The 700-nt window shown below is 49.4% G+C and carries 1 protein-coding gene; it reads right to left on the reverse strand.

Annotated elements, in window-relative coordinates; translation table 11 throughout:
- A partial coding sequence (locus tag ACMHKJ_RS19310) for an Ig-like domain-containing protein (RefSeq protein WP_413496469.1) occupies positions 1-700 on the reverse strand: 700 nt, incomplete at both ends.

The following is a 700-nucleotide window of genomic DNA, read 5'->3' on the forward strand; positions in this document are numbered from 1 at the left end:
CTGAACATCAGTGATAGTCACCAGCTGTGCCGGCAGCACAGTATCAAGCGTTATGCCGTATTTATCAGAGACAACACCTTCGTTACCCGCTTTATCCACCACTTTCGCGGTATACACATATGTGCCGTCATTATTCAGTTTATCATTATAACTCCATGATTTACCGATAACTTTCGCCGTTCCCACAAAGTTACCATCACGGTAGATCTTAACCAACTCCGTGGCAGATAGTTCATTATCAAGTGAACCGTGGAGGGTCGGGGTTTTGTCGTTGGTAACGCCACCGTTGGCAATTTCACCAACAGACGGTTCCATATCATCTGTAATTCCCTCAATTGCAACTTTCTGAGTCGGTACAGAGGTATCAAGATTAATAAGGTATTCATTGGACTCCGCGCCTCTGTTACCGGTCGCATCACGTACCGCCGCGGTATAGGTATACTGCCCGTCCGTGGTGATGGCGTTGTCTGTATAAGTCCACGCGGTGCCGGTGACGTTCGCTTTGCCGACTTCCGTGCCGTTACGGAAGATAATCACTTCTTCCGTACCGGTCAGTGCGGCGGTAACCGAGCCACGCAGCGTTGGAGTGGTATCGTTGGTATGACCACCGTTATCCACATTACCCAGCACCGGTTCTTTATCATCCGTCACACCCAGAATTTGAGTCCCCTGTGAGGCACCGTCAGTGTTCAGTTTGATT

The organism is Morganella psychrotolerans (assembly GCF_965118875.1).
GTDB lineage: Bacteria > Pseudomonadota > Gammaproteobacteria > Enterobacterales > Enterobacteriaceae > Morganella > Morganella psychrotolerans_C.